General features: G+C 62.5%; 23 protein-coding genes. 9 read left to right on the forward strand and 14 right to left on the reverse strand.

Annotated features, from left to right (window positions below; genetic code table 11):
• Positions 1 to 34: 34 nt before the first annotated feature.
• The 3 genes from modA to modC are packed head-to-tail and all read left to right on the forward strand — an operon-like array spanning position 35 to position 2,498.
• Complete coding sequence (gene modA / locus FHS89_RS02225) at positions 35 to 754, forward strand: molybdate ABC transporter substrate-binding protein (protein WP_184008014.1); 720 nt, start codon at positions 35 to 37, stop codon at positions 752 to 754.
• On the forward strand, positions 754 to 1,452 hold the full coding sequence (gene modB, locus FHS89_RS02230) for a molybdate ABC transporter permease subunit (RefSeq protein ID WP_184008016.1): 699 nt from the start codon (positions 754 to 756) through the stop codon (positions 1,450 to 1,452). The genes modA and modB overlap by 1 nt, the downstream gene beginning before the upstream one ends.
• Positions 1,449 to 2,498: a molybdenum ABC transporter ATP-binding protein gene (gene modC, locus FHS89_RS02235; RefSeq protein WP_184008018.1), complete on the forward strand. Its 1,050-nt coding sequence runs from the start codon at positions 1,449 to 1,451 to the stop codon at positions 2,496 to 2,498. Before modB ends, modC begins: the two co-directional genes overlap by 4 nt.
• Here modC and mutS read toward each other — a convergent pair.
• The gene (gene mutS, locus FHS89_RS02240) at positions 2,483 to 5,128 is read right to left on the reverse strand and encodes a DNA mismatch repair protein MutS (RefSeq protein ID WP_184008020.1); all 2,646 of its coding nucleotides are present in this window, start codon (positions 5,126 to 5,128) and stop codon (positions 2,483 to 2,485) included. The two genes, modC and mutS, sit on opposite strands and share 16 nt — an antisense overlap.
• A 292-nt stretch (positions 5,129 to 5,420) precedes the next feature.
• Here mutS and FHS89_RS02245 point away from each other — a divergent pair, with 292 nt between their 5' ends.
• Positions 5,421 to 7,679, forward strand: coding sequence for an NADP-dependent malic enzyme (locus FHS89_RS02245; RefSeq protein ID WP_184008022.1), 2,259 nt, complete (start codon positions 5,421 to 5,423; stop codon positions 7,677 to 7,679).
• On the opposite strand, the gene FHS89_RS02250 is transcribed toward FHS89_RS02245, so the two are convergent.
• The 5 genes from FHS89_RS02250 to FHS89_RS02270 form a co-directional block, all read right to left on the reverse strand.
• Positions 7,680 to 8,771, reverse strand: coding sequence for an alanine racemase (locus FHS89_RS02250; protein WP_184008024.1), 1,092 nt, complete (start codon positions 8,769 to 8,771; stop codon positions 7,680 to 7,682).
• A complete protein-coding gene (dnaJ, locus tag FHS89_RS02255) occupies positions 8,768 to 9,916 on the reverse strand; it encodes a molecular chaperone DnaJ (RefSeq protein WP_184008026.1) in 1,149 nt (382 codons plus the stop codon). The genes FHS89_RS02250 and dnaJ overlap by 4 nt, the downstream gene beginning before the upstream one ends.
• Before the next feature lie 87 nt (positions 9,917 to 10,003).
• The gene (locus FHS89_RS02260) at positions 10,004 to 11,089 is read right to left on the reverse strand and encodes a glycosyltransferase family 4 protein (RefSeq protein ID WP_184008028.1); all 1,086 of its coding nucleotides are present in this window, start codon (positions 11,087 to 11,089) and stop codon (positions 10,004 to 10,006) included.
• Positions 11,090 to 11,162: 73 nt separating this feature from the next.
• On the reverse strand, positions 11,163 to 13,091 hold the full coding sequence (dnaK, locus tag FHS89_RS02265) for a molecular chaperone DnaK (protein WP_184008030.1): 1,929 nt from the start codon (positions 13,089 to 13,091) through the stop codon (positions 11,163 to 11,165).
• 170 nt (positions 13,092 to 13,261) lie between these two features.
• On the reverse strand, positions 13,262 to 14,917 hold the full coding sequence (locus tag FHS89_RS02270; protein WP_184008032.1) for an FAD-dependent oxidoreductase: 1,656 nt from the start codon (positions 14,915 to 14,917) through the stop codon (positions 13,262 to 13,264).
• Positions 14,918 to 14,960: 43 nt separating this feature from the next.
• Between FHS89_RS02270 and FHS89_RS02275 the strand changes: the two genes are divergently transcribed.
• The gene (locus FHS89_RS02275) at positions 14,961 to 15,572 is read left to right on the forward strand and encodes an alpha-ketoglutarate-dependent dioxygenase AlkB family protein (protein ID WP_184008035.1); all 612 of its coding nucleotides are present in this window, start codon (positions 14,961 to 14,963) and stop codon (positions 15,570 to 15,572) included.
• On the opposite strand, the gene FHS89_RS02280 is transcribed toward FHS89_RS02275, so the two are convergent.
• The 6 genes from FHS89_RS02280 to hrcA are packed head-to-tail and all read right to left on the reverse strand — an operon-like array spanning position 15,550 to position 19,495.
• Positions 15,550 to 16,170, reverse strand: coding sequence for an exopolysaccharide biosynthesis protein (locus tag FHS89_RS02280; RefSeq protein WP_184008037.1), 621 nt, complete (start codon positions 16,168 to 16,170; stop codon positions 15,550 to 15,552). The genes FHS89_RS02275 and FHS89_RS02280 overlap by 23 nt on opposite strands.
• 39 nt (positions 16,171 to 16,209) lie before the next feature.
• Positions 16,210 to 16,821 carry an SH3 domain-containing protein gene (locus FHS89_RS02285; RefSeq protein WP_184008039.1) on the reverse strand — a complete coding sequence of 204 codons (612 nt, stop codon included), beginning with the start codon at positions 16,819 to 16,821 and terminating at the stop codon, positions 16,210 to 16,212.
• Complete coding sequence (gene yciA / locus FHS89_RS02290; RefSeq protein WP_184008041.1) at positions 16,818 to 17,192, reverse strand: acyl-CoA thioester hydrolase YciA; 375 nt, start codon at positions 17,190 to 17,192, stop codon at positions 16,818 to 16,820. Before yciA ends, FHS89_RS02285 begins: the two co-directional genes overlap by 4 nt.
• Positions 17,193 to 17,203: 11 nt before the next feature.
• Entirely contained in the window at positions 17,204 to 17,812 is a 609-nt protein-coding gene (locus tag FHS89_RS02295) for a pyridoxamine 5'-phosphate oxidase family protein (protein WP_184008043.1), read from the reverse strand.
• A 5-nt stretch (positions 17,813 to 17,817) separates the two neighbouring features.
• Positions 17,818 to 18,414 carry a nucleotide exchange factor GrpE gene (locus FHS89_RS02300; RefSeq protein WP_184008045.1) on the reverse strand — a complete coding sequence of 199 codons (597 nt, stop codon included), beginning with the start codon at positions 18,412 to 18,414 and terminating at the stop codon, positions 17,818 to 17,820.
• 16 nt (positions 18,415 to 18,430) lie between these two features.
• A complete protein-coding gene (gene hrcA, locus FHS89_RS02305; protein WP_184008047.1) occupies positions 18,431 to 19,495 on the reverse strand; it encodes a heat-inducible transcriptional repressor HrcA in 1,065 nt (354 codons plus the stop codon).
• Positions 19,496 to 19,793: 298 nt separating this feature from the next.
• Here hrcA and rph point away from each other — a divergent pair, with 298 nt between their 5' ends.
• Genes rph through FHS89_RS02325 form a run of 4 tightly spaced genes read left to right on the forward strand, consistent with a single transcriptional unit; the run spans position 19,794 to position 22,830 of the window.
• Positions 19,794 to 20,507: a ribonuclease PH gene (rph, locus tag FHS89_RS02310; RefSeq protein WP_184008049.1), complete on the forward strand. Its 714-nt coding sequence runs from the start codon at positions 19,794 to 19,796 to the stop codon at positions 20,505 to 20,507.
• Entirely contained in the window at positions 20,504 to 21,118 is a 615-nt protein-coding gene (gene rdgB / locus FHS89_RS02315; RefSeq protein ID WP_184008051.1) for an RdgB/HAM1 family non-canonical purine NTP pyrophosphatase, read from the forward strand. The genes rph and rdgB overlap by 4 nt, the downstream gene beginning before the upstream one ends.
• Complete coding sequence (gene hemW / locus FHS89_RS02320; protein ID WP_343051316.1) at positions 21,111 to 22,262, forward strand: radical SAM family heme chaperone HemW; 1,152 nt, start codon at positions 21,111 to 21,113, stop codon at positions 22,260 to 22,262. Before rdgB ends, hemW begins: the two co-directional genes overlap by 8 nt.
• A 52-nt stretch (positions 22,263 to 22,314) precedes the next feature.
• Positions 22,315 to 22,830 (forward strand): winged helix DNA-binding protein, encoded by a 516-nt coding sequence (locus FHS89_RS02325; RefSeq protein ID WP_184008055.1) that lies wholly within the window; start codon positions 22,315 to 22,317, stop codon positions 22,828 to 22,830.
• Positions 22,831 to 22,860: 30 nt separating this feature from the next.
• Here FHS89_RS02325 and FHS89_RS02330 read toward each other — a convergent pair whose 3' ends face one another.
• Together FHS89_RS02330 and FHS89_RS02335 are read right to left on the reverse strand one after the other, a co-directional pair.
• Positions 22,861 to 24,162: a TRAP transporter large permease gene (locus FHS89_RS02330; protein ID WP_184008057.1), complete on the reverse strand. Its 1,302-nt coding sequence runs from the start codon at positions 24,160 to 24,162 to the stop codon at positions 22,861 to 22,863.
• A gap of 3 nt (positions 24,163 to 24,165) precedes the next feature.
• On the reverse strand, positions 24,166 to 24,690 hold the full coding sequence (locus tag FHS89_RS02335) for a TRAP transporter small permease (RefSeq protein WP_184008059.1): 525 nt from the start codon (positions 24,688 to 24,690) through the stop codon (positions 24,166 to 24,168).
• Between the last annotated feature and the right edge of the window lie 21 nt (positions 24,691 to 24,711).

Here is a 24,711-nt window from a genome sequence, read left to right on the forward strand (position 1 = left end):
ATATGGTCTGGGGCGAAGCTCAAGGACCACCGCGATGCGCTGTCTCGTCTGCCTTTTTGCCCTGTTTCCCCTGCCCGGATGGGCGGCTGACATCACGGTTTTCGCCGCCGCGAGCCTTGCCAATGTGCTCGAAACACAGGCGGAGGCATGGGAGGCCGAAACCGGCCATTCCGTGACATTCGTGCTGGCGGGCAGCGGGACACTGGCCCGGCAGATCGAACAGGGCGCGCCAGCGGATATGTTCATTTCCGCCAATGTGGCATGGATGGATCATCTTGAGGCTGGCGGGTATCTGCAACAGGGCACGCGCCGCGATGTGGCGGGCAACACGCTTGTGCTGATCGGCGCGAAAGGCCATGACGCGCGGCTTCTTGACCTGCCCGAGAGGCTTGGATCGGGCAGGCTTGCGCTGGCCAATACACAGAGCGTTCCGGCAGGGATATATGCCCGGCAGGCGCTGGAGGCCGCCGCGCTTTGGCCTGCCCTCGCGCCGCGCTCAGTTCAGGCGGATAATGTGCGCGCGGCGCTCTTGTTTGTCTCCCGTGGGGAGGCTCCGTTTGGCATCGTCTATGCTACGGACGCGGCGATTGATCCCGGTGTCGCGGTGTTGGAGACCCTCACCGGCCATGATCCGATCCGCTACCCCGCCGCGCTCACCGCGCAAGGCGGGACGGAGGCGCGCGCGTTCCTTGACGCGCTGATGACGCCGGAGGGGCAAGCGATCTTTGCCCAACATGGCTTTACGGCCCCGTGATGGAATGGTCCCTCACCCCTGATGAATGGACCGCCGTGCGCCTGTCGCTGCGCGTCGCGGTTTGGGCCACCCTGCTTTCGCTGCCACTGGGGATCGCGGTCGCATGGGTGCTTGCGCGGTGTGACTTCTGGGGCAAGTCGCTGCTCAATGGCGTGGTCCATCTCCCGCTGATCCTGCCGCCTGTCGTCACCGGCTTCATGCTGTTGGTGCTGTTTGGCCGCAATGGCCCGGTCGGTGGGTTTCTGGAGGATACGTTCGGCATTGTGTTGGCGTTCCGCTGGACAGGTGCGGTGCTGGCCGCAGCGATCATGGGATTTCCGTTGATGGTCCGGGCGATCCGCCTCTCCATCGAAGCGGTCGATCCTAAGCTGGAGGACGCCGCGCGCACCCTCGGCGCGGCCCCGCTTGCCGTTTTCTTTCGCGTGACCCTGCCGATGGCGCTGCCTGGCATCATCGCGGGCGCGATCCTCGCTTTCGCAAAGGCGATGGGGGAGTTTGGGGCAACGATCACGTTCGTATCCAACATCCCCGGAGAGACCCGCACCATCGCCGCCGCGATCTATTCCCTGACGCAAGTGCCCGGCGGCGACGCGGGCGCATTCCGCCTGACCATCGTGGCAGTCATCGTCGCCATGGCGGCCCTTCTGGCGTCTGAATATTTCGCGCGCCGCGCGCAAAAGCGGGTGAGCGGGCGATGAGCATGACCGTCGATATCCGCCACCGATTTGGCACCTTTACCCTTGATGCCGGGTTTGAGGCGGATACGGGCGTGACCGCCCTGTTCGGCCCATCAGGGGCGGGCAAGACGAGCATGATCAACGCGGTCGCGGGGCTTTTGCGGCCAGATCGCGGGCGCATCACCGTGGATAGCGCGGTTTGGCAGGACGACACCACCTTCCTGCCGCCACACAAACGGCGGGTCGGCTATGTGTTTCAGGATGGCCGGTTGTTCCCGCATCTGAGCGTTGCCCGGAACCTGCGGTTTGCCGGGCTGCATGCGGAGGAGGGTGCCATTCTCGATATGCTCGGCATCGCGCATCTGATGGACCGGCGCATCGCGGCCCTGTCGGGCGGAGAGGCGCAGCGTGTCGCGATTGGTCGCGCGCTCTTGAGCGATCCGAAGGTTTTGCTGCTGGATGAGCCGCTTTCTGCCCTTGATGCCGCGCGGAAGGCCGAAATCCTGCCCTATATCGAGCGGTTGCGGGACGAGTTGCGCATCCCGATCCTGCTGGTCAGTCACGCGGTGGAGGAGGTCGCCCGGCTGGCGCAAACCGTCATTGTGCTCGATCAGGGCCGCATCACGGCCTCCGGCGCGCCTGCGGCCCTGTTGGCCGAACCGGGTAGCCCGATGGGCCCGGCGGAGGCAGGCACGCTCCTGCCCGGCACCGTTGGCCCGACCGAACAGGGGCTGACCCGGATCGACACGGGCGCGGGGCCAATCCTGTTGCCGGAAGTGACCGCCGCGCCGGGCCATGCCCTTCGCCTGCGTATTCCCGCGCGGGACGTGATGCTGGCCACCCAGAAACCCGAAGGGTTGAGCGCGCTCAACATCCTCGCGGGGCATATCGGTACGATCACGGCAGCGGGCGCGGGCGTCGTGGATGTGCAGGTCATCTGCAACGGCGTGCCGATCCTTGCGCGGATCACGGCCCAATCGGCGGGCAGGCTTGGGCTATGTCCCGGTCAGCCGATCTATGCGGTGGTGAAATCAGTGACACTGGGGCTGGATCAGGTTTTTGCCTGACCGGTCGAAAGCGCCTTGAGCGCATAGATAAGGTCCAGCGCCTCACGCGGGGTCAGTGTATCGGGATGCACCTCCGCCAATGCGGCATCAAGCGGCGATGGCCCTGCTTTGGGTTTGGCCTGCGGTGCCGGTGTCGCGGCGAACAGCGGCAGATCATCAATCAGCGCCTTTGCCTTTCCGCCAGTGTCCCGGTCGCCTTCTTCCAAAGCGTCAAGCACGGTGCGCGCCCGCGCGATCACCGGCTCCGGCAGGCCTGCGAGTTTGGCGACCTGCACACCATAGGACCGATCAGCGGCACCCGGGCGGACCTCATGCAGGAACACCACGTCGCCCTCCCATTCGCGCACGGCGACGGTCGCGTTCTTGAGGCCATCAAGCCGCCCTGCAAGCGCCGTCAATTCGTGATAATGGGTGGCAAACAGCGCCCGGCAGCCATTGTTTTCATATAGATGTTCAAGCGTCGCCCATGCGATGCTCAGCCCGTCATAGGTCGCTGTGCCGCGCCCGATTTCATCAAGGATGACCAGCGCCCGCTCCCCCGCCTGATTGAGGATCGCGGCGGTTTCCACCATTTCCACCATGAAGGTGGAGCGCCCGCGCGCCAGATCGTCGGCAGCCCCCACCCGGCTGAACAACTGATCGACCAGCCCGATATGCGCCTCGGCCGCCGGAACGAAGGCACCCATCTGGGCAAGGAGTGCGATCAGCGCGTTTTGCCGAAGGTAAGTCGATTTGCCCGCCATGTTTGGGCCGGTCAGGAGCCAAATGCGCGCCTCCCCCTCCGCTGACAGATCGCAGTCGTTTGCCACGAAACTACCACCGGAGCGGCGCAAGGATTGCTCCACCACCGGGTGCCGCCCGCCCGAAATGCGGAACGCGCGGGAGGTGTCGAGCGTCGGGCGGGTCCAATCCTCTGACACGGCCAATTCCGCGAGCGCGCTTGCCACATCAAGCTCCGCCAATGCGCGGGCGGCCATCGCAATCTCTGCCGCATTGTCCATCACCGCAGCGCGCAACTCAGCGAATATCCGCGCCTCAATGCCCAGCGCGGTGCCGCCCGCGTTGAGGATTTTGGTCTCCATCTCCGACAGGGCGGGCGTGGTGAAACGCACCTGATTGGCGGTGGTCTGGCGATGTTTGAACGTGTCGGACAATGGCTCTGACAGCATCTTATCGGCATGGGTCGAGGGGGTTTCGACGAAATAGCCCAGCACGTTGTTATGTTTGACCTTGAGCGAGGAAATCCCGGTCAGGTCCTGATATTCGCCCTGCATTTGCGCGATCACGCCGCGCCCCTCATCGCGCAGGGTACGCGCCTCATCAAGCGGCGTGTCAAACCCCGCCGCGACGAACCCGCCATCGCGGGCCAGCAGGGGTGGTTCAGCGACAAGCGCGCGGTCAAGCAATCCGGCAAGCGCGTCATGCCCGACAAGCAGGGATGCCGCCTCCGAAATGACCTCCGGCATGTCCGCGCCGAGCATCCGGGCGATTGCGTCGGCTTGGGTCAAGCCATCCCTCAGCGCCGCCAGATCACGCGGCCCAGCGCGGTCAACGGAAAGGCGGCCCAACGCGCGCTCCATATCGGGTGCACGGCGTAGGGCAGCGCGCAGATCCTGTGCGGTCAGCCGATCCGTCACGAAGGCCTCCACCGCGTCATGGCGCGCGGTGATCCGGGCAAGGTTGGTTGAGGGGGCGCAAAGCCGCGCTTCCAGCAACCGCGCGCCCGGCCCTGTCACGGTCCGGTCAATCGCGGTGAGCAGTGATCCGGCCCGCCCGCCGCTGAGCGCATGTGTGAGTTCCAGATTGCGCCGGGTCGCCGCGTCAATCCGCACGGCGCCGTCCATTTCCTCCCGCACGGGGGGGCGGATCATCGGTAAGCGGCCTTTTTGCGTGATCTCGATATAGTCGATCACGGCCCCCATCGCGGCCAGTTCCGGGCGGGTGAATTGCCCGAACCCTTCCAGCGTTTTGGTGCCGAAGAGTGCGGCCAGCCGAGCCTCCGCCCCGGTGCTGTCGAAACTCGCGCGGGCAAGGGGCGTCATGGTGGCACCCGCTTCCTCAATCGGCTCGCGCAGGGTTTCGTCGCCGTCCATCACCAGCACTTCAGACGGGTTGAGCCGCGCCATCATCGGGTTCAGCACAACGCGCGGGCAGGGGGTCACATGAAACTCCCCGGTGGACACGTCGATCCACGCGAACGCACCATCGCCCCGGATATCCGCCCATGCGCACAGGAAATTGTTGCGGCGCGCGTCCAGCAGCGTGTCCTCGGTCAGCGTGCCGGGGGTGACGAGCCGCACGACCTCCCGTTTCACGACCGCCTTGTAGCCCCGCTTTTTCGCCTCTGCCGGGCTTTCCATCTGCTCGCACACGGCGACGCGAAAGCCTTTCTTGATGAGCGTCAGCAGGTATCCTTCGGCAGCATGGTGAGGGACACCGCACATGGCGATGTCCTTGCCCTGGTGCTTTCCTCGCTTGGTGAGCGCGATGTCGAGTGCGGCAGACGCGGCCTCTGCATCCTCGAAAAACAGCTCATAGAAATCCCCCATCCGGTAGAACAGGAGCGCATCGGGATACGCCTCCTTGATCTCCAGATATTGCGCCATCATCGGGGTGACGGTGTCACTCATGGGGGTCCCTTCCAGCTTTCGCCCTTGTGTACCGTGTGAACGGGGCCGGGAAAAGCGGGAAGCAGCTTGGCCCGGAATCAAGGCGAAGCCGCCGGGCCTGCGGCCGCCCGCCCCCAGGCGGCCGCATCACCACGCTCGCAAGGAGCGCGCCAGTTCCACGGGGCGGTGAGATAAATCAAGAAGCCCGTAAATCGGATGCGACCCCCTCGGACGGCCGCTGACCCGGCTTACCGATAGCCATCCCCGCACGGGGCCGCTAAGTTCATTGAAAAACACGCGCCCGGAGGACCCCATGCCGCAAAAGACCCGCATCACCGATGAAGAGGCGCTTGCCTACCACCTCAACCCCACCCCGGGAAAGATCGAGGTGCGGGCCTCCACCGCGATGACCACCCAGCGAGACCTGTCGCTGGCCTATTCCCCCGGTGTTGCCGTCCCGGTGAAGGCTATCGCGGAGGACCCGGCCACCTCTTATGACTACACGTCACGCGGCAACATGGTCGCCGTGATCTCCAACGGGACGGCGATCCTTGGGCTGGGCAATCTCGGTGCGCTGGCATCGAAACCGGTGATGGAGGGCAAGGCCGTCCTGTTCAAGAAATTCGCGGATGTGAACGCCATTGATCTGGAACTCGACACGGAGGACGTGGACGAATTCGTCAACGCGGTAAAGCTGATGGGCCCGTCCTTTGGCGGCATCAACCTTGAGGATATCAAAGCGCCCGAATGCTTCATCATCGAGGACCGGTTGAAGGAGCTGATGGACATTCCGGTGTTCCACGACGATCAGCACGGCACGGCGGTGATTTGTGCGGCTGGTTTGATCAACGCGCTGCACCTGTCGGGCAAAAAGATTGAGGACTGCAAGATCGTCCTCAATGGCGCGGGGGCCGCTGGCATCGCCTGTATCGAATTGATCAAGGCAATGGGTGCCCAACACAACAATTGCATCGTGTGCGACACCAAGGGCGTGATCTGGCAGGGTCGGTCTGACGGGATGAACCAGTGGAAATCGGCGCATGCCGTTGTGACGGAGGCCCGCTCGCTGGAGGAGGCGATGCAGGACGCGGACGTGTTCCTTGGCGTGTCGGTGAAGGGTGCGGTGACGGAGGATATGATCCGTTCCATGGCCCCCAATCCGGTGATCTTCGCCATGGCCAATCCCGACCCTGAGATCACACCGGAGGAGGCGCATTCGGTGCGCGAGGATGCCATCGTTGCCACGGGCCGATCCGATTATCCCAATCAGGTGAATAACGTTCTGGGCTTTCCGTATCTGTTTCGTGGTGCGCTCGATATCCATGCCCGCGCGATCAACGATCAGATGAAGATTGCCTGTGCCGAGGCGTTGGCGAAATTGGCGCGGGAAGACGTGCCCGATGAGGTGGCGCTTGCCTATGGCACCAAGCTTAGCTTTGGCCGCGATTACATCATCCCGACCCCGTTTGATCCGCGCCTGATCTATACGATCCCGCCTGCAGTGGCAAAGGCGGGCATGGATACCGGCGTGGCCCGGCGGCCCATCGTGGATATGGAGGCGTATGAACTGACGCTGAAATCCCGGCTCGATCCGACTGCGTCGATCCTGCAATCGCTCTATGTCCGGGCGCGGGCGGAACAGGCGCGGATGATTTTTGCCGAAGGGGACGACGCGCGGGTCGTGCGCGCTGCTGCCTCTTACGCGCGCTCGGGCCTTGGCCATGCGATTGTCGTCGGGCGGCAGGAGGAGGTCGAAGGATTCCTCAAGGAAGCAGGCATGTCAGATGCGGTGGACGATATCGAAGTGGTCAATGCGGCCACCGTCCCTAATCTGGCGGAGATGGGTGATTACCTCTATGCCCGCCTGCAACGGCAGGGCTATGACCAGCGCGACTGCTATCGCCTTGCCAGCCGGGACCGGCATGTGTTTGCCGCGATGCTGTTGCAGCAAGGCTATGGCGACGGGATGATCACGGGGGCCACGCGCAAATCGGCGCAGGTGCTCAGCCAGATCAATCAGGTGTTCGACGCTGAGGCAAAGGATGGCGCGGTCGGCATTTCTGCCGTGCTGCATAATGGGCGGATGGTGCTGGTCGCGGATACGCTGGTGCATGAATGGCCCAGCGCCGAAGATCTCGCCAATATCGCGGAACAGGCCGCAGGCGTGGCGCGCAAACTGGGGCTGGTGCCGCGCGTGGCGTTCTGTTCCTTCTCCAATTTCGGTTATCCAGTGTCGGAGAGGGCGACGAAAATGGCGGATGCGCCCAGCGTGCTGGACGGGCGCGGCGTGGATTTCGAGTATGAAGGGGAGATGACCGTCGATGTGGCCCTGAACAGGGAGGTGATGGCCCAATACCCATTCTGTCGCCTCACAGGCCCTGCGAATATCCTCGTGATGCCCGCGCGGCATTCGGCGTCCATTTCGGTCAAGATGATGCAGGAAATGGCCGGGGCCACGGTGATCGGCCCGATCCTCACGGGCATCGACCGTCAGGTCAAAATCTGCTCCACCACCGCAACGGTGAACGACATCCTGAACATGGCGATTATGGCCGCGTGCAAGGTGGGGTGATTACCATCCATCCACCCGATCCCAGACACGACCGTCGGGAAGGTGGTATTTGCCGTGGCCACCTGCGGCGGTCAGGCAGGCGTGGACGGGCAGGACGCGGACCATCGCCCCGATGGGCAAGCGTTCGAACCAGCTTTCATCGGGGACGCGGACGGTGCCGTGTTCCTGATGGACCACCGCGATATTCAGGCCCAGTCGCTCCATCGTCTCGGGATCACAGAGCCAGCCATAGCCCGCATCCGGCAGGTGCTTTTGCGCGCCGATATCCTTTGACATCGCGAGCGCACCAGCATCGAGCGTGATCACGCCCGCCGCCCGGTTGTGGCCGATCACGCTGCTCAGAACAGTCATTGCGATATCATCTAGCGTGCAGATGTTCCGGGCGTATTGGCACAGGTCATAGAACAGATAGATGCCCGCCCGCACCTCTGTCACGCCATCAAGGCTGGGTGCGTGGATCACCGTGGGGGTGGAGCCGATGCTGACATCCTGCACCGCCATTCCCGCCGCACGGATCGCAGCGGCGGCGGTGGTTGCGGCGTGGACCTCTCCTTCTGCCATTTGGCGGACATCATGGATATCATCGGTGGCATAGGATTGGCCCGCATGGGTCATCACCCCGCGAAGCTGCGCGCCAAGCGCCCGCGCAATCTCCACAATCGCCGGGTCGTCAAAGGGCAGGCCGCCGCGATGCTCCCCGCTGTCAATCTCGATCATCACGGGGTTGGGCAGGTCGCTCTGCGCAATCGCGCGGGCCATGGCGAGGCTGTCCACGATCAGGGTCAGGCGCTGGCCCGTCGCGTTGATCCGCGCGACATGGGCGAATTTATTGGGGGTGATCCCCACGGCATAGAGCAGATCGTCAAAACCCGCTTGGGCGAAATGCTCTGCCTCTTTAAGGGTGGAGACGGTTAGGCCCGACCGCCGACCGCCCGTCGCGATCAGGGACACTTCGACCGATTTCGCGGTCTTGGCATGGGGGCGCAGCATCACGCCGCGCGCCGCACAGTGATCCAGCATCCGGGTGGCATTCGCGCGCAGACGCCCCTCGTCCAAAATCAGGCAGGGCGTTTCCAGCGCGGCAAATGTCATCCGCGCATCCCGTCCCAGAACCCGCGCACCTTGGAGAAGAAATCCTCGCTCTCGGGGTTGTTCGCTTCGCTCTCTTCCTCGAACTCGCGCAGCAATTCCTTTTGCCGGGGGGTGAGGTTGACCGGCGTTTCGACGGCCAATTCGATATAGAGGTCACCATGCCCCTGCCCGCGCAGATGCGGCATACCCTTGCCGCGCAGACGAAGCTGTTTGCCCGATTGCACGCCTTGCGGCACCTTCACCCGGCTGCGGCCACCGTCGATATTGGGCACCTCGATATCCCCGCCAAGGGCCGCTTTGGCCATCGGCACCGGGATACGGCAGAACAGGTTTGGCCCTTCCCGCTCGAAAATCGGGTGATCGGCGACTTCGACAAAGATATAGAGGTCACCCGTCGGGCCACCGCGCATCCCGGCCTCCCCTTCACCGGCGAGCCGGATGCGGGTGCCGGTTTCCACACCGGCAGGGATGTTCACGTTGAGCGATTTGTCCTTATGGACCCGCCCGGCGCCGGAGCAGACCTTACAGGGGTTCTTGATGATAGAGCCGCGGCCATCGCAGGTCGGACAGGTCCGTTCCACAGTGAAAAAGCCCTGCTGCGCGCGCACCTTCCCCATGCCGGAGCAGGTGGGGCAGGTCGCGGGCTCTGAAGCGCCCTCAGCCCCGGTTCCGTTGCAGGTGTCACAGCCAACTGAGGTCGGCACGCTGATCGACGCCTGCTTGCCGACATAGGCTTCATCAAGCGTCATGCGCATGTTGTAGCGCAAATCCGACCCGCGGGTCGCGCGATTGCCACCCCGGCGGCCACCACGACCCCCCATGAAATCGCCAAACAGATCGTCGAATACATCCGAGAACGCGGAGGAGAAATCGGCACCGCCCGGCCCACGCGGGCCACCGCCGCCGCCACCCATGCCACCCTCGAACGCGGCATGGCCAAAGCGGTCATAGGCCGCTTTCTTTTCGGGGTCTTTCAGGACGTCATACGCCTCGTTCGCTTCCTTGAACATGCCCTCTGCCTCGGGCTTGTCCTTGTTGCGATCGGGGTGATACTCCATCGCTTTCTTGCGATAGGCTTTCTTGATTTCCGCTTCAGACGCGCCTTTCGACACGCCAAGCACTTCATAATAGTCACGTTTGGCCATGTCTGACCTTCTATTCAAATTTCCATTTGGTCCCTGTCACAGGGCCAGAAGGCCCAAGGGTATGCACGCGATATAGCCACGCACGGCTCAAGATTCCATAGGTGCTGCCAGCTTGAGGATGTCACCGATCTGGTTTTGCCAAAGGGCGGCCTGCCCATGGGCGCGGCCCGCCGCCCCCATTTGGTGGCGCAGGGCCTCATTTGTCAGCAGTTGGGACAGCGCGTTGGTGACCTCAGACAGGTCGGTTCCGTCCACCACAAAGCCCGTCTCCCCATGGCGCAATGCCTCCGGCGCGCCGCCCGCGTTGCCGCTGATCGTCGGAAGGCCTGCGAGGGCCGCTTCCAGATAAGTGATTCCGAAGCCTTCACGCTGGCCATTCACCGACCGGCCGGGTTGCAGAAAGATATCGGCACTTTCCAGCAGCGCCGTTTTGGCCCCACCTTCGATCCGCCCGATAAATTTCACCACATCGGCAAGGTCATGCTCCGCCACGATCCCTTGCAACCGGTCAAGGTCATCACCCGTTCCACCGATCAGCATCTGAAGGCCCGGATGCGCCGCCCGCACCGCCGCCACGGCGCGGATCGCCTGATCAATCCCTTTCCAGTCGATCAACCGGGACAGGGTGACAAGCCGGGGGCCACTGCTGGGCCACATCTCCGCGATGCGGGCGTGGTCGGTCTCTGTCGCTGGGGTGTGAGGATAAACCGGTGGATGGATCGTGGTCACGGGCAGGCCGCTCGGCACCATGGGTGCGGACCGGCCCCGTGTTTCCTCGGATACCACGATCATATGGGTCGCTTTGGACAGGGCTGCACGGATGCGTGCCGCCTTACGCCCGTCCTCCGGGTATTCGTTGCCATGGGCATAGACGATCACCGGATAGGGCAGGCGATTTGGCAACCGCTCAAGGCTTTTCCAGCTATCGGCATAGAGTGCAGTGATCCCCGGTGTGGCCTTGATTGCGCGGGCTTTCAGCACCCGGCGCAGGGGTTTCAACCCGGCAAAGCGGCGGATTTTGTAGGGCAGCCGCGCGTCCTGCGCATCCGGCTTTCCATCGGCAAAGACGAGCGTGTCATGCCCGGCCTTGGCGATATGTTCCGCCAGACCGGCCATCAGGTTTTGGATGCCACCCGATGCAGGGGGGAAGGCTTGAGCCGTGATTGCGATCATGGGCAGACCTTTAGGAGGCAATGCAAAACAGGCGGGGCAATCCTGCCCCGCCTGCTGCTGGTTCCGGTCAGGATCAGGACGCCTTCTTGTCGTCGTCCACTTCCTCGAAATCGGCATCGACGACATCGTCGTCATTGCCGTCTTTCATCGCCTCATCCGCGGCCTGCGGCTCATCCTCGGCCCCTTCGGACTCAGCCTGCGCCTTGTAGATCGCTTCGCCAAGTTTCATCGCGGCCTCGGTCAGGTCTTTTGTCCGGGTCTTGATCGCGTCGGTGTCGTCGCCTTCAAGCGCCTCTTTGAGGTTCTTGATGGACATTTCGATCACTTCCACGGTGGAGGAGGACACAAGATCCTTGTGCTCTTCCAGCGACTTCTCGGTGGAGTGGACGAGGCTTTCGCCTTGGTTCTTCGCCTCGACCATTTCGCGGCGTTCCTTATCGGCCTCCGCGTTCTCCTCGGCGTCTTTCACCATCTTTTCGATATCCTCGTCGGACAGGCCGCCGGAGGCTTGGATGGTGATTTTCTGCTCTTTGTTGGTCGCCTTGTCCTTGGCCCCCACGGACACGATGCCGTTCGCGTCGATGTCAAAAGACACCTCGATCTGCGGCACGCCGCGCGGGGCGGGCGGGATGCTTTCAAGGTTAAATTGACCGAGCATCTTGTTATCGGTCGCCATCTCACGCTCACCCTGGAACACGCGGATCGTCACGGCGGTCTGATTGTCCTCAGCGGTGGAGAAGATCTGCGATTTCTTCGTCGGGATCGTGGTGTTGCGGTCGATAAGGCGGGTGAATACGCCACCGAGCGTCTCAATGCCCAAGGACAGCGGGGTCACGTCAAGCAGCACAACGTCCGTCACGTCGCCTTGCAAAACGCCCGCCTGGATCGCGGCACCCATGGCGACCACTTCGTCCGGGTTCACGCCCTTGTTCGGCTCCTTGCCAAAGAATTTGGTGACTTCCTGCACAACGCGCGGCATCCGGGTCATCCCGCCGACGAGCACGATCTCATCAATGTCGCCCTTCGCGAGGCCCGCATCCTTGAGCGCTGCCGCGCACGGCTTGAGCGAGCGCTGGATCAGATCGCCGACGATGCTTTCCAGCTTGGCACGGGTCAGCTTCATCACGAGGTGCACCGGCTGACGCGTGTCGGGGTTCATGGAGATGAACGGCTGGTTGATCTCCGTCTGGCTGGAGGAGCTCAGCTCAATCTTCGCCTTTTCCGCTGCCTCTTTCAGGCGCTGGAGGGCGAGTTTGTCGTTGCGCAGGTCGATGCCGTTCTCTTTCTTGAACTCATCGGCGAGGTACTCAACGATCCGCATGTCGAAATCTTCACCACCAAGGAACGTGTCCCCGTTTGTGGATTTCACCTCAAACAGGCCATCGTCGATCTCAAGGATGGAGATATCGAATGTCCCACCGCCAAGGTCATAGACCGCGATGGTTTTCGTGCCTTCCTTGTCCAGACCATAGGCAAGTGCCGCGGCGGTCGGCTCGTTGATGATGCGCAGCACTTCAAGGCCCGCGATCTTACCGGCGTCTTTCGTCGCCTGACGCTGGGCATCGTTGAAGTAGGCAGGAACCGTGATCACGGCCTGCGTGACAGACTCGCCCAGATAGCTTTCGGCGGTTTCCTTCATTTTTTGCAGAATGAAGGCAGAGACCTGAGACGGGGAGTATTTCTCACCGCGCGCCTCGACCCATGCGTCGCCATTGGCACCCTCAACGATGTTGTAGGAGACCATGCCCTTATCTTTTTCGACCGTCGGGTCATTATAGGGGCGGCCAATGAGGCGCTTTACGGCAAACAGGGTGTTCTCAGGGTTGGTCACCGCCTGACGCTTCGCGGATTGGCCGACGAGGCGCTCATCTTCGGTGAAGCCAACGATGGATGGGGTGGTGCGGGCCCCTTCGGAGTTTTCAATCACTCGCGCGGTCGAGCCATCCATGATGGCGACGCAGGAGTTCGTGGTTCCGAGGTCGATACCAATAACTTTCGACATGTTCAGTCTCCTTGGCGATGTTCCGGCGCAGGTCCGTTATGGCCCCTGCACACTTATCCCGCGCTGATCCGACAACCGGACAACGCTTTCGGGTGGCATATAAGGCTGGCAAACGGGGGGTGCAAGGCACGTTGGGGTTGGAATCTTACATGGCCCAATATCAAGCCGCCCTAAGCCTCCAACCCCGCCAGATACCCGTGCACCGCCGACACGACGACCGATCCTTCCCCGACCGAACTTGCCACCCGTTTGACAGACCCGCTGCGCACATCACCGATCGCGTAGATACCGGAGCAGGACGTGGCGAAGGGGGTGGAGCCGCCCGCGGCCTCTCCGGTCAGGATGAAGCCCTTGTCATCCAGCTTGCATTTGTCGCCCAGCCAATCGGTATTCGGCGCCGCACCGATCATGATAAAGAGCGCTTTTGTGTCCACATGCGTATCGCCGTTTTCCTTATGCGTCAGGGTCACACCGCTGAGCATTTTGTCCCCATGAAGCGCGGTTACCTCTGTCAGTGTATGCACAGTAATGCGCGGATCGCTTTCCAACCGCTTCAGAAGGTAGTCCGACATGGTTGCCGCAAGCCCATCACGGCGGATGCAGACATGCACATGCTTTGCGTGGCGCGACAGATACATCGCTGCCTGCCCGGCGGAATTGCCGCCACCGATCACGACCGCTTCGGTATTGGCGCAGAACCGGGCCTCTAATTCCGTCGCGGCATAATAGACCCCGGCCCGCTCGAACTCCTCCAACCGGGGTAGCGGCATCCGGCGGTATTGCACGCCCGTGGCCACCACGATGGAGCGGGTGCAGATGTCGTTGCCATTGCATAGCTTGATGTTCCAGCCGTCTTCCGTCTGCTCGACACTGCGCGCCGTGCGCGGGGAGGCAAAGCGTGCCCCGAACTTGATCGCCTGAATTTGCCCGCGATAGGCCAGATCGGTGCCGCTGATCCCGGTGGGAAAGCCCATGTAATTCTCGATCCGGGAGGACGTGCCCACCTGCCCGCCAATCGCGGTATTCTCGATCACGAGCGTATTCAGCCCCTCTGACGCGCCATAAACCGCCGCCGCGATCCCGCCCGGCCCCGCTCCGATCACCGTCAGATCAACACTTGTGCCATCCGCCACATCCAAGGGGATGCCAAGCGCATAGGCGATACCGGGATTATCGGGCCGCTTGACCACCTGATCGCCACGCAGAACCACATTCATCTGCGCAGGATCGAGCGACAGGCGGTCGGCCAGCGCGGCTCCTTCCGCCTGCCGGGTATCAAGCCATCGGTGCGGGATGCGGTTTCGGCTGACATATTCGAGCGCGCGCACCACGCTTGGCTCCCCTTCCGGGCCCATGATGGTCAGGTTCGCAGTCGCCGATTTCATCAGCAATTCCCGCCGCGCAGCAAAAGCGGCGACGATCACATCCCCGATTTCCGGCACGGAATTGATCACGGCGCGCATTTCGTCGCCCGTCAGCCGGATCAGCTCCGCATCCTCAACCACCTTGGCGCTCAGGAACGGAGCCTGCCCCATCAGTAGCCCAAGCTCCCCGATAAAGGCATTTGAGCCGACCCTACCGATGATCCCGTCACCCTGATCGCCCTGATCTATGATATGCACCATGCCCGACACGACGACGTAGAAGTCATAGGCCCCCATCCCTGCCTCATAGAGCCATGTTCCGGAGGCTTCGCGCGTCACGGTGCCGATCTCTCGCAAATGAGCGATCATATCGGGCGACAGGGATTTGAACGCGGCTTCACGCTGCGCTGCGGTGAACTCCTGAAGAAGCTCTTGATTTTTGGTGGGCGTCTCTATCGTCATGGAAGGCTCCTTTCGGGGTCTGAAAGAGCATATGGGGTCTGAAATGGAAATTACACAGAAGGTTCAGGTTGGCGGGGCGGTTGTCTATCCGGGTGCGTTGTCCCGCGATGCGCAAATGGCCATGGTGGAGGATGTGCGCGGGATCGCCCGCGCAGCACCCTTCTTTTCGCCGCTGACCCCATGGGGCAAGCCGATGCGGGTCAGGATGACCTCCGCCGGGCGGTTTGGCTGGTGGAGCGACCGGAAGGGCTACCGCTATATCCCGACCCATCCGAGCGGCAGCGCGTGGCCTGCAATCCCCGGCTCCATCCTTGCCGTCTGGGACGCGGTTGCAGATGCCGCCCCGCCCCCGGAATGCTGCCTTGTGAATTACTATTGCGAAGGCGCCAAGATGGGCCTGCATCAGGACAAGGACGAGGCCAATTTCGCGCATCCCGTCGTGTCGATCAGCCTTGGCGATACCGCGACCTTCCGCATCGGCGGGACGGAGCGGGGCGGGAAAACCCAATCCATTGCGCTGAAATCCGGCGATGTGCTGGTGATGGGGGGCGCGACGCGCCTGGCTTATCACGGGATTGACCGGATCAAATTCGGCTCCTCCCCCCTGTTGCCCGATGGCGGACGGATCAACCTCACACTCCGGGTTGTAACGTAGCGGCGGTCGTCACGGCGGTGCTGACAAGGAAAAACCCAGCCCAGCCGGTCCCCCCGATAAACGCAAGACCGATCAGCGCAAGCACCCCGTCCCGCGCCAAAAGTGCAATCGCAAAGAAACACACCGCTACCGCCAAAAGCGATGAGGTCATCGGGAACACTTCAAGGAAGGGCATCGCCAGCCCGCACATCATCGCTGCCGTCTTGATCAACAGCGCGCCAGGCGGGCGGACCATCCACAACAGGCGTCGCCGTGTCCGGCGGTCGATGAATCCGGCGGGCGTTTCCAGCCGCCGCAGAAACCCATCAAGCCGCGCGCCATCGACGCTGCGCCGCATGATCCAATCCGGCAACCAGACATGCCGACGCCCCGCAACCATTTGCAACGCGATCATCGCGATCATCAAACCGCAGAATGAGGACAGGAGCGGCACGCCGCTCAGGGGTGTCACGACGATCATGGCAGGGACCAGCAATGACGCCGCCGTGGAGGCTGGCCCGAGACGCTCCATCAGCACACCGATGCTCACACGCCCATCAGTGGTCGCGCTGCGCGTCTCTGCAATCACTTCAGAGACTTTGGGATATGCCGTTGTCATGGTCATGGCTGGTTAACCGTGCCCGGCGTGATTCAGTTCCTATGGCGCGATGGAACAGCACCCGGATTGCGGCGCGCCCTGCTGCCCATATTGGGTCACTGTCATCGTCGCACTCAGCGCAAAGCTTTGATCGGACATCCCGTCGGAGCATTGTCCGTGTTGGATCAGCACGCGTATCACTCTGCCGCTGCCCAGGTACTCCCCATAAAACGCGCGGGGCAGGCCCCTCGGGTCCGGTTCGGTGGGATAGTTCGCGATGATCAACCGACCGTCGGCGGTTTCGGCTGGTGTGGACCAGCGCACGCCATCCTCAGTCACGGTCTGGGACCAGAACGGTTCTGTCCCGAAACAGCGCAGGCGCGGTTCGGTCGTCTCGCTCAATCCGACATAGTTGCGCCATACCCAGCCTGACCGCTCCCCCACATTGACTTGCAGCCAGCGCGCAGTCGGCTCCCATCCGACGATTTCGATGCCAGTATCGTCGGGCTGGAACGTCCCGATCACGGGCGCATCAAGGCGGGGTTCTGATCGGATGTTGAGATAAGAGCCTTCACTCACGCCATAGATATCGACCAGCACCGGAAGCTGCGGCACAGGCTCCGCCCGCGCGATGCTGGTCATGATCAAAAGACCCGCCAGAAGCAGCCTCATGGCAGCACTCGTTTGTTGCCCTGCTCATCCACCGCGACGAAGGTAAAGGTGGCTTCTGTCATCTTAAGAAGCTCGCCCGTTGGCTGGCGCGTGACCCAAACTTCCACTTCGATTTGCATCGAGGTTCGGCCCTCCTTGAGCATTTCGGCGTGGATGGACACGACATCCCCGACATGGACGGGTTTGTAGAAGGTCATCGCCTCCACCGCGACAGTGGCCACCCGCCCCCGCGCCCGTGTGCGCGCCAGAACGGAGGAGCCAAGGTCCATCTGCGCCATCAGCCAGCCGCCGAAGATATCGCCATTCGCGTTGGTATCAGCGGGCATGGCGATGGTTTGCAGGGCCAGAACCCCTTGCGGCTTGTCAGACATGGCGGGCCTTTCTAGTAGAGCGCTTTGCGATACCGGGCGAGCATCTCCTCTTCCGGCTCCACCGGTTTATCATGGTCTTGCGCATGATCGCGCATGATTTCTGACATGGTTGGCAATGGGCGCGCGTCGGGCCACGCATCCGGCTCCCAGAGGCGGGAGCGCATCAGCGCCTTGGCGCAATGGATGTAGGCGACGGAAACCGTGACCCGGATCACGGCAAGCGCCGGGCGCCCCTTGATCCCCATGCGGGCGTTCAGCGCGTCATCCACGATGATCTCTGCCGTGCCCCGCACTCGGAACGTTTCCCGCACCGTCGGGATCATGAAGATCAGGCCGATTTGTGGATTTTCGAGAAGGTTCGTCAGGCTATCGAGCCGTTTGTTGCCGGGGCGGTCGGGGATCAGGAGGGTCGCCTCATCTTCAACCTCGACAAAACCCGGATGATCGCCGCGCGGTGTGACGTCGATCCCCTGTGGCCCGAAAGTGCTCATCATCATGAACGGAGAGGCGGCGATGAACGCCCGGCAATGGCTGTCGAGCGTCGTTTGCTCCTTGCGCACCGCACGACCGAGCTTCTCGCCGTAAAGCGCACGCAGCGCCGCCTCATCCGTTATTTTCATGACGCCTACCCTTTCGAGGCAACTCCCACTTGCGCGGGGCGGATCAGGCGATCCGCGATGGTGAACCCGTCTGTCATCACCTGAATGACGGTGCCCGGCTCGGCCCCTGGCAGGGGTGCCTCGAACATTGCCTGATGCATCTTGGGATCGAATTTTTCGCCCACTTCGGGGGAAACACGGGCGATCTTGTGCTTGGCAAACGCGCTGAGCAGTTCTTTCTGCGTCAACTCGATCCCTTCGATCACTGGCCCTGCGGCCTCCCGCTGTTCATCGGTGAGTGCAGCAAGCGCGCGCGCAAGGTTGTCATAGACCGGCAGCAGATCACGGGCGAGCTTGGTGCCGCCGTAATTTTCCGCATCCCGGCGGTCCCGCTCGGCCCGTTTGCGGGTGTTCTCCAGATCGGCAAACGCGCGCAGCAGCCGATCCTTGAGCGCATCACGTTCTTCGATCACCGCATCCATGTCATCGGCAGGGTCAACGCCCGCCTTTGGATCGTCAAAGGACAATTCGCCGTCATCCGCCTCATCTTCGATCTCAAGCTCCTCCTCGATCTCGTCGATGTCGTCGAGGAACGGTGCCTCTTCATCCTTATTCACTGCCATGTTCATCCTCGTTGCGTCAGTGCCGTTCGGTGAGCAATCGGCCAACCAGTTGGGCCGTATAGTCCACGATCGGCACGATCCGTCCATAATTTAGTCGTGTGGGGCCAATCACACCGATGGCCCCGATAATCTTGCGGTCCGCGTTCATATAAGGGGAAACCACCAGAGAGGAACCCGATAACGAAAAGAGCTTGTTCTCTGACCCGATGAACACCCGCACTCCGTCGCCCGTTTCTGTCAGATCGAGAAGATGTGCAAGGTCGCGTTTGCGTTCAAGGTCATCAAACAGTTGCCGGATGCGCGCGATGTCCTCTTCCGCCTGCGTGCTGTCAAGGAGGTGGGACGTGCCGCGCACGATCAGGCGATCCGGGTCTTGGCTCTGATCCGCCCAAAGGGCGACGCCATCCTCGATCAGCCGGGCGGCCAGCGCGTCAAGCTCCTGTCGGCGCGCGTCAATCTGGCGGGTGACGATGCTGCGCGCCTCACTGATCGTGTGGCCCTCAAGAATGGCGTTGAGGAAATTCGCGGCCTCCCGCATCGCGGATGGTGTGAGGCCCGCAGGCGGGGTGAAAAGCCGGTTCTCCACATGGCCATCCGCTGTGACCAGCACCACAAGTGCGCGATCCGGGCTGAGGGAGACAAACTCGATATGTTTGATGGGCGCTTCGATATTGGGTGACAGGATCAGGGACGCGCCCTGTGTCAGCCCGGACAGGACCGACCCTGCCCGGTCCAGCACATCGCCCATATCCTGATCGGTGGCGCTGAGGTTGCGCTCAATCTCGGACCGGTCGATGCCGTTGATATCCTTGGCCTCCATGAACCCATCGACGAACAGGCGCAGGCCCATTTGGGTAGGGATCCGGCCCGCACTGACATGCGGAGAGCCAAGAAGCCCAAGATGCTCCAGATCCTGCATCACATTGCGGATCGTCGCGGCGGAAACCCCTTCGGTGAGGGTGCGCGACAGGGTACGGGAGCCAACCGGCTCTCCGGTCTCCAGATACGTCTCCACCAGCGTGCGAAACACGGCGCGCGCACGGTCGTTCATGTCCAATGGTGGTTTTGGGCTGTCTGCCATGGCTACTGATGTAAGTTTTGCAGGGGCCGGGGTCAATTCCGGGGTTGGGGCGAAACACAAGCAGGTCCAGCGGTCGCCCGAGACGGCCGCCGATAACAGCGCCGCTTTTTTAGTTTATGGCGCAACCCCGACCGACCCGCGTGCTTGTGCAAAACGTTGCAAAGCGGCCGCCTGGGGGCGGGCGGCCGCTGGACCGGCGGCTTCGCCTTGATTCCGGTCCAAGAACGGTTCACCCACGACGCTAGACGCCCGCGCCCCGCCACGGTAGGAGGACGCAACCAGTCAAAGGAGAGAGACCATGCGCCCATCCGGCCGCGCGACCGACGCGCTCCGTACGATCCAGATCGACACCAATGTCACTATGCACGCCGAAGGGTCGGTCATGATCCGTTGTGGCAACACGCATGTTCTGTGCGCCGCCAGTGTCGAGGAAAACGTGCCGCCCTTCATGCGCAAATCCGGGCTGGGCTGGGTGACGGCGGAATACGGGATGCTGCCGCGCGCCACCACCACCCGCAACCGCCGCGAAGCAACCGCCGGAAAGCAATCTGGCCGCACGCAGGAAATCCAGCGTCTGATCGGCCGCAGCCTGCGCGCGGGCGTGGATCGTGTCGCGTTGGGTGAGCGACAGATCACCGTGGATTGCGACGTGATTCAGGCCGATGGCGGCACGCGCTGCGCGGCGATCACCGGGGGCTGGATCGCGATGCGGCTCGCCGTCAACAAACTGCTCGCCGCCGGTGTGATCAAGAACGATCCGATCACAAGCCATGTCGCTGCCGTGTCTTGCGGCATCTGGGGCGGCGTGCCCGTGCTTGACCTCGACTATGCCGAGGACAGCCAAGCGGGCACCGACGCCAATTTCGTGATGACCGACGGCGCGGGCCTGATCGAGGTGCAAGGCTCTGCTGAGGGCGCGACCTTCTCCCGCGATGAGATGAACAAACTGTTCGATCTGGCGGAAAAGGGCGTCGCTGAACTCGTTGCAGCGCAGAAAGCCGCCGTGGCATGACCCGGCGGTTCGACGGCAGCGAATTGGTGCTCGCGTCCCATAACGCGGGCAAACTGCGGGAGATTTCCGCGCTGTTGGAGCCGTTTGGCATCACCGTCACCTCCGCCGCCGATCACGGATTGGAGGAGCCGGAGGAAACCGAGGACACCTTCGCCGGGAACGCCCGGATCAAGGCGCATTTCGCGGCGAAATCCACCGGCCTTCCTGCCCTGTCCGACGATTCCGGGATCGAGGTTGATGGGCTGGGCGGTGCGCCCGGCGTCTATACCGCTGACTGGGCGGAAACCCCGAATGGCCGCGACTTCATGCAGGCGATGACCCGCACCTGGAATGAGCTTGAAGCCGCAAACGCACCAGAGCCGCGCACTGCGCGCTTTGTCTGCACGCTTTGCCTTGCGTGGCCCGATGGCACGGATGAAGTGTTCAGGGGCGAAGCGCCCGGTCGCGTCGTCTGGCCGCCACGCGGGGATCAGGGATTTGGCTATGACCCGATGTTCCTGCGCGACGGGCAAACGCAGACCTTTGGCGAAATGCCCTATGCCGAGAAAGAACCCCTTTCCCACCGCTCCGACGCGTTCGCGAAACTCGTGAAAGGGTGCTTTGGTGGCTGAGGTTGAAGGGGGCTTTGGCGTTTATGTCCATTGGCCCTATTGCCTTGCCAAATGCCCGTATTGCGACTTCAACAGCCATGTGACGCAATCGGTGGACCATGCCGCGTGGCGCGATGCCTATGCCCGCGAAATCGCATGGACCGCCGCACAAACCCCGGATCGCCGGGTTGATACCGTGTTTTTCGGTGGCGGAACGCCAAGCCTGATGGAGCCTGAGACGGTGCATTCGGTGCTGGAGGCGATCCGCGCCGCGTGGCCGATGGCGGACGGGGCCGAAGTGTCGCTTGAAGCGAACCCGACCAGCGTTGAGGCCGGGAAATTCCGTGCGTTTCGCGACGCGGGCGTGAACCGTATTTCGATGGGCGTTCAGGCGTTGAACGATGCGGATCTGCGCCGCCTTGGCCGGATGCACTCGGTTGCGGAGGCGCAGGCGGCATTTGACATCGCGCGCAACGCGTTCGACCGGGTGAGTTTCGATCTGATCTATGTGCGGCAGGGGCAAACGCTGGACGCATGGCGAGAGGAGCTGCAACAGGCGCTCGATATGGCGGTGGATCACCTGTCGCTCTACCAATTGACCATCGAGCCGGGCACCCGATTTGGCGATCTGGCCGAACGGGGCAAATTGCGCGATCTGCCCCCGGATGACCGGGCAGCGGATATGTATGATCTGACCCAACAGATTTGCACCGATGCCGGGATGCCCGCCTATGAGGTGTCCAATCACGCGCGGCCCGGCGCGGAAAGCCGCCATAACCTCGTTTATTGGCGCTATGGCGAATATGCCGGGATCGGGCCGGGCGCGCACGGGCGGATCACGCGCAATGGCCAGCGGATCGCCACCGATACCGCGAAAGCACCGCAAGCGTGGCTCGAACGTGTGGCGAAACTCGGCCATGGCGTCACGGTTGAGGATGCGCTGGACCCCGCCGATCAGGGGACGGAATACCTGCTGATGGCGCTGCGATTACGGGAAGGGGCATCGCTGCGTCGATACTCTGCCCTGTCGGGTGCCACCCTGCCCACGGCGGCGATTGCGGAGCTGGTGGACGCCCGATTGCTCGATCAAACGGGTGACAAAATCGCGGTGACGGAGGCCGGTCGGCCAGTTTTGAACGCGGTTTTGAGGCGCTTGCTCACCTGATCTGTTCCGCGTAACGTTGGAAAAACATTCGCGTTATGTTGAGGTAAATCAGATGTCCGACCCGACCCGCCGCCGTATCGTCTCCTCCCGCCACCTTGCTGAAGGAGATGGCTGGGAAGCGTCCGAATTCGAATATGGGCTGATCATCGCCTATAACGCTTTCAGCCGCTGGATGACCCGGTGCATGGCGGCCGCTGGTGGGGCGGAACTCAGCCCGCTGGAAATCCTCGTGCTGCATAACGTGAACCATCGCGGGCGGGACAAACGGCTGACTGATATCTGCTTTCTGTTGAACATCGAGGACACCCACACGGTGAATTATGCCCTGCGCAAACTGATGAAGCTGGAACTGCTTGCGTCTGAAAAGCGGGGCAAGGAAGTGTTCTACCGCACCTCCACAACCGGGGAGGCGCTGTGCGATCAGTATCGTAAGGTGCGCGGGCAATGCCTGTTGGATGGGTTGTCGCGTATGGATCTGTCGGGGGATGAGTTGCGCGAAATCGCGACCAATCTGCGCAGCCTTTCGGGGCAGTATGATCAGGCCAGCCGCGCCGCCGCCAGCCTGTAGACGCCCGGCCATCACAGCCGGGCGAATGGGTCAGTTGCCCATCGCGTTGGGCAGCGCCGTGACGATCTCCGGGAAAATGGTGATCAACACCACACCCAGCACGAGCAAGAGGAAGAACGGCAATGCTGCCCGCGCCACGCGCAGGATGTTGATCCCGGTCAGCCCCTGTATCACAAAGAGGTTGAACCCAACCGGCGGCGTGATCTGGCTCATCTCCACCACGATGACGAGGTAGATGCCGAACCACAGCGGATCAATGCCCACCGCGCTGACCATCGGCATCACGATAGAGGTCGTCAGAACCACAACCGAAATACCGTCAAGGAAACAGCCCAGCACCACGAAAAACACCGTGAGCGCGGCGAGCAGCGCATAGGGCGACAACTCCATCCCGCCGATCCATGCCGCAAGGTTGCGCGGAATGCCCGTGAACCCCATGGAGATGGACAGGAACGCGGCCCCCACAAGGATGAACGCGATCATGCAGGACGTACGTGTCGCGGACATCAGCGCGTCCTTGAAATCGGCAAAGCTGAATGATCCGGTGGACACCGCAAGGATGATCGATAGAACCACGCCCAGCGCCGCCGCGTCCGTGGGCGAAGCGATCCCGGTATAGATCGACCCGATCACGCCAATGATCAGCAACGCCACCGGGATCAACCGGCGGGAGCCTTTCACCTTGTCCTTGAAGGAAGACTTGATCTCCTCCATCGGGATCAATTCCGGGTTCATCCACGCGCGGACCGCGACATAGCCGGAGAACAACAGCACCAGCATCAGGCCCGGCAGCACGCCCGCCATGAACAGCCGCGCGATGGATTGCTCCGTCGCGACACCATAGACGATCAGGATGATCGACGGCGGAATAAGCAGTCCAAGCGTGGCGGAGCCCGCGAGCGTGCCGATGATCAACCGTTCGGGATATCCCCGGTCGGTGAGTTCTGGCACGGACATCCGCCCGATCGTGGCCGCCGTCGCCGCAGACGAGCCGGACACAGCGGCAAAGATCGCGCATCCCAACACGTTGACATGCAACAGCCGCCCCGGTGCCTTTGCCAGCCATGGACCAAGCCCGGAAAACATATCCTCCGCCAGCCGCGATCTGAGGAGGATTTCGCCCATCAGAATGAACAATGGCAACGCCGCCAAGGCCCAGGAATGGCTGTGGCCCCAAAGCGTTGTCGCCAGCACCAGCCCCGCCGGCGCATTGGTGAAGGCCACCATCGCGACCAGCGCCACCAGCATCAGCGCCATCGCGACCCAAACGCCCAGCGCCAAAAGGACCAGCATGACGGCAAAGAGGACGACCGCAATCATTGGATCAGACATCGCTCAAACCTCCTCACCAGCACCAAGGATCGGTGCCTTGGCGCGCAGGCTCTCGACGATGCTGTCGATCAACGCGATGACAAGAATGCCAAGCCCCACGGCCGCCGCCGTTTGCGGAATCCACAGCGGAACCGCGATGATGCCCGGCGATTTGTCCCCGAAATGCCAGCTTTCCCAGACCAGCAGCACGAAATAATAAAACGCATAGCCGGTGATGATGAGACCCAGCACGAAGCAGATAAGCTCGGCCACGAATTGCCCAGCCTTGGGCAGGGTCTGCGATACCAGCGTCACCCGGATATGCGCGCCATGGCGCAACGTATAGGCCAGCGCAAGGAACGTGGCCGCGGCCAGCATGAACCCGGCGAAATCGGCATAGGACGGGATCGTATAGGACCAACCCGGCCCCATGATCCGCGCCACGAGATTGAACAGAACCTGCGCTGTCACGATAAGGCAGATCCCCACGATGGAGAGTGCAGCCAGCGCACCCGACACCGCGTAGAGTCGATCAAGAAATCGGCGCATCGCCATTTCCCCCTGAAAACG

This window comes from Rubricella aquisinus (assembly GCF_014199445.1).
GTDB lineage: Bacteria > Pseudomonadota > Alphaproteobacteria > Rhodobacterales > Rhodobacteraceae > Rubricella > Rubricella aquisinus.

What these genes read in the sequence shown, in the direction of transcription:
- FHS89_RS02325 (WP_184008055.1), top strand. Translation starts at nt 22,315, where the DNA reads ATGTCCGACCCGACCCGCCGCCGTATCGTCTCCTCCCGCCACCTTGCT.
- FHS89_RS02280 (WP_184008037.1), bottom strand. Translation starts at nt 16,170, where the DNA reads ATGACAACGGCATATCCCAAAGTCTCTGAAGTGATTGCAGAGACGCGC.
- FHS89_RS02330 (WP_184008057.1), bottom strand. Translation starts at nt 24,162, where the DNA reads ATGTCTGATCCAATGATTGCGGTCGTCCTCTTTGCCGTCATGCTGGTC.
- FHS89_RS02300 (WP_184008045.1), bottom strand. Translation starts at nt 18,414, where the DNA reads ATGGCAGTGAATAAGGATGAAGAGGCACCGTTCCTCGACGACATCGAC.
- dnaJ (WP_184008026.1), bottom strand. Translation starts at nt 9,916, where the DNA reads ATGGCCAAACGTGACTATTATGAAGTGCTTGGCGTGTCGAAAGGCGCG.
- modB (WP_184008016.1), top strand. Translation starts at nt 754, where the DNA reads ATGGAATGGTCCCTCACCCCTGATGAATGGACCGCCGTGCGCCTGTCG.
- mutS (WP_184008020.1), bottom strand. Translation starts at nt 5,128, where the DNA reads ATGAGTGACACCGTCACCCCGATGATGGCGCAATATCTGGAGATCAAG.
- dnaK (WP_184008030.1), bottom strand. Translation starts at nt 13,091, where the DNA reads ATGTCGAAAGTTATTGGTATCGACCTCGGAACCACGAACTCCTGCGTC.
- modA (WP_184008014.1), top strand. Translation starts at nt 35, where the DNA reads ATGCGCTGTCTCGTCTGCCTTTTTGCCCTGTTTCCCCTGCCCGGATGG.
- FHS89_RS02250 (WP_184008024.1), bottom strand. Translation starts at nt 8,771, where the DNA reads ATGACATTTGCCGCGCTGGAAACGCCCTGCCTGATTTTGGACGAGGGG.
- rdgB (WP_184008051.1), top strand. Translation starts at nt 20,504, where the DNA reads ATGACCCGGCGGTTCGACGGCAGCGAATTGGTGCTCGCGTCCCATAAC.
- FHS89_RS02275 (WP_184008035.1), top strand. Translation starts at nt 14,961, where the DNA reads ATGGAAATTACACAGAAGGTTCAGGTTGGCGGGGCGGTTGTCTATCCG.
- FHS89_RS02245 (WP_184008022.1), top strand. Translation starts at nt 5,421, where the DNA reads ATGCCGCAAAAGACCCGCATCACCGATGAAGAGGCGCTTGCCTACCAC.
- rph (WP_184008049.1), top strand. Translation starts at nt 19,794, where the DNA reads ATGCGCCCATCCGGCCGCGCGACCGACGCGCTCCGTACGATCCAGATC.
- FHS89_RS02260 (WP_184008028.1), bottom strand. Translation starts at nt 11,089, where the DNA reads ATGATCGCAATCACGGCTCAAGCCTTCCCCCCTGCATCGGGTGGCATC.
- FHS89_RS02335 (WP_184008059.1), bottom strand. Translation starts at nt 24,690, where the DNA reads ATGCGCCGATTTCTTGATCGACTCTACGCGGTGTCGGGTGCGCTGGCT.
- FHS89_RS02270 (WP_184008032.1), bottom strand. Translation starts at nt 14,917, where the DNA reads ATGACGATAGAGACGCCCACCAAAAATCAAGAGCTTCTTCAGGAGTTC.
- yciA (WP_184008041.1), bottom strand. Translation starts at nt 17,192, where the DNA reads ATGTCTGACAAGCCGCAAGGGGTTCTGGCCCTGCAAACCATCGCCATG.
- hrcA (WP_184008047.1), bottom strand. Translation starts at nt 19,495, where the DNA reads ATGGCAGACAGCCCAAAACCACCATTGGACATGAACGACCGTGCGCGC.
- FHS89_RS02285 (WP_184008039.1), bottom strand. Translation starts at nt 16,821, where the DNA reads ATGAGGCTGCTTCTGGCGGGTCTTTTGATCATGACCAGCATCGCGCGG.
- FHS89_RS02295 (WP_184008043.1), bottom strand. Translation starts at nt 17,812, where the DNA reads ATGAAAATAACGGATGAGGCGGCGCTGCGTGCGCTTTACGGCGAGAAG.
- modC (WP_184008018.1), top strand. Translation starts at nt 1,449, where the DNA reads ATGAGCATGACCGTCGATATCCGCCACCGATTTGGCACCTTTACCCTT.